The sequence below is a fragment of the Spirillospora sp. NPDC049652 genome, assembly GCF_040675125.1.
GTDB lineage: Bacteria > Actinomycetota > Actinomycetes > Streptosporangiales > Streptosporangiaceae > Spirillospora.
In genome coordinates this window covers 1-1990 of sequence record NZ_JBFAOF010001169.1, presented here as the reverse complement: position 1 = coordinate 1990, position 1990 = coordinate 1, and the positions used below count along the sequence as shown (strand labels likewise).

2 protein-coding genes and 1 pseudogene are annotated in these 1990 nt (G+C 72.5%); 1 reads left to right on the top strand and 2 read right to left on the bottom strand.

Annotation, left to right across the window (positions count from 1 at the left end; genetic code table 11):
• Together AB0J52_RS38180 and AB0J52_RS38175 are read right to left on the bottom strand one after the other, a co-directional pair.
• Positions 1 to 491, bottom strand: a 491-nt coding sequence (locus tag AB0J52_RS38180) for an HAD family hydrolase (protein ID WP_500187889.1), incomplete at its 3' end; no start/stop codon positions are given.
• 29 nt (positions 492 to 520) lie between these two features.
• On the bottom strand, positions 521 to 1156 hold the full coding sequence (locus AB0J52_RS38175) for a sigma-70 family RNA polymerase sigma factor (protein WP_500187888.1): 636 nt from the start codon (positions 1154 to 1156) through the stop codon (positions 521 to 523).
• 258 nt (positions 1157 to 1414) lie between these two features.
• Between AB0J52_RS38175 and AB0J52_RS38170 the strand changes: the two are divergent.
• Positions 1415 to 1990: pseudogene (locus AB0J52_RS38170) on the top strand (putative quinol monooxygenase); the annotation flags it as partial.

Below are 1990 nucleotides of genomic sequence, written 5' to 3'. Positions count from 1 at the left end.
GCGATCGTGCGGGCCACCTCGACGGGCGTGGCGGTGACGAGCCACACCTGCTGGCCCGCGTCCAGGTGCTGGAGGGCGAGCGAGCGGGTGCCGCTCCAGATCCGGTCGGCCATGACCTCGTCGTAGATCTCCTCGCTGAGCCGGACGATGTCGCTGACCTTCTGGCCGGCGACGAACGCCAGGGCGGCCTCGCGGGCGGTGGAGATGTGCTCGGCGTTCTCGGTGCCGCGGACGCGGAAGGCGGCCTGCCCGAGCGCGAACGCGGCCAGGTCGCGCAGGGTGAACAGCTTGCGGGCGGCGAGCCCGCGCGCGAAGTAGTAGATGGACGCGCCGCGCATCATCGTGTTGTCCACGTCGAAGAACGCCGCCGCCCGCCGGTCGGCCGCGGGGACCGGCGGGTGGGGCTCCGCCGCGGCCGCCGCCGCCTCGCCCGCGCTCACGTGGTCCTCGTCCCCGCGCTGCCAGAAGTCCCGCTGCCAGATGTGCCGCATGACCCGAGCGTATTCAACCCGTCGCACGGTCAGCTCCGCAGGTCGTCCGGGAGAGTCCGGGCCAGCGACCGGACGGCGCGGTACTGCAGCGCCTTGACCGCGCCCGTCTTCTTGCCCATCACCACGGCCGTCTCCGCGACCGAGAGGCCGTGCATGAAGCGCAGCACGACGCACTCGCGCTGCTCCTCGCCGAGGCCCCGGACGGCCGTGAGGACGGCCCGGTGGGTGATCGAGTCCAGCACGGCGTGCTCCGGCCCCTCCTGCGGGCGGTCCGGCTCGACCAGGTCGGCGGTGCAGACCTCCAGCCGGTGGCGGCCGGACTTGAAGTGGTCGGCGACCAGGTTCCGGGCGATCGTGACCAGCCACGCGCCGAAGTCCTTGCCCTGCCAGTTGAAGTCGCCCATCCGCCGCCACGCCCGCAGGAACGTCTCGCTGGTCAGGTCCTCGGAGAGGGAGTGCGCGCCGACCCGGTGGTAGACGTAGCGGTAGACCTGGTCCAGGTACCGGCCGTAGAGCTGCCCGAACGCCTCGGCGTCGCCCTCGCGGGCCCGCAGCACCAGGGCCTTCATCAGGTCGCCGGGCTCCCGCGCGGCGCGCCGGGGCGGGACCGCCGCGGACCGGGGCGAAGGGCGGGCGAACCGGGTGTCGAGGGTCAGGCTGCTCATGCAGTTCTCCTCGGTGCGTACGCGACCTCAGGCGTGAAAGGCCACTGTAGATACGCGGTGCTATACGGGGCAATGCCCCTGCCGCGTCCTCGCCGTCGCATCGGAGCCCGTCCCCGGAGGCCCCTGGAGCCCCTGGCGTGACTCACGTCCCGGGGCCGTCCCGAGCCCTGGGCGAAAGCGGCCCGCAGAGCGCTCAGGGCGTGGGAAAGTGCGCCCGGGTTACCCCTCATCCCTCCGCATCGGGCACCATGGGGCGCGATGGTCAACGCTCTCCTCGCCCTGCTGGCGACCCTGGGTGCCTTAATCGCCACCGGGTTGCTGGTCAAGCGCGCCTCCACGGACCGGATGCTCTTCCTGATCGCCTGGTCGGTCACCCAGGTGGGGCTGTCCCTGGCGCTGCTGGCCATGACGGCGGGCTTCCTGATGAAGTTCAACCCGCCGGTCTTCCGGGTCGTCGAGCTCGGCGCGGCGCTGCTCGCGCCGGTCTGGCTCGCGCTCGGCATGGTGGAGCTGATCGCCCGCCTCGTCCAGGTGCGGTTCGTGGCCTGGCTGTTCGCGGTCTCCTACACGCTGGTGGCCACGGTCATCCTGCTGGTGGACCCGCTGAAGGCGGGCGGCCTCACCAAGAGCCTGCCCAAGCCGTCCCAGACCTACGACGCGCTGCCGCTGCTGCTGATCGACGGCGCGCACGTGGTGTCGGTCCTGGCCCTGGTCGGCTGCGCCGGCTTCACCGCCTGGCTGGCGTCCCAGCGGGACGCCGAGGCGCAGGAGCTGATGATCCCGATCGCGCTGGTCGCGCTCGCCGGAGTGCTGGTCGTCAGCGGCACCCGCGGG

Bases quoted from the DNA above. Each gene is read 5' to 3' on its own strand.
- AB0J52_RS38175 (WP_500187888.1), bottom strand. From the start codon at position 1,156: ATGAGCAGCCTGACCCTCGACACCCGGTTCGCCCGCCCTTCGCCCCGG.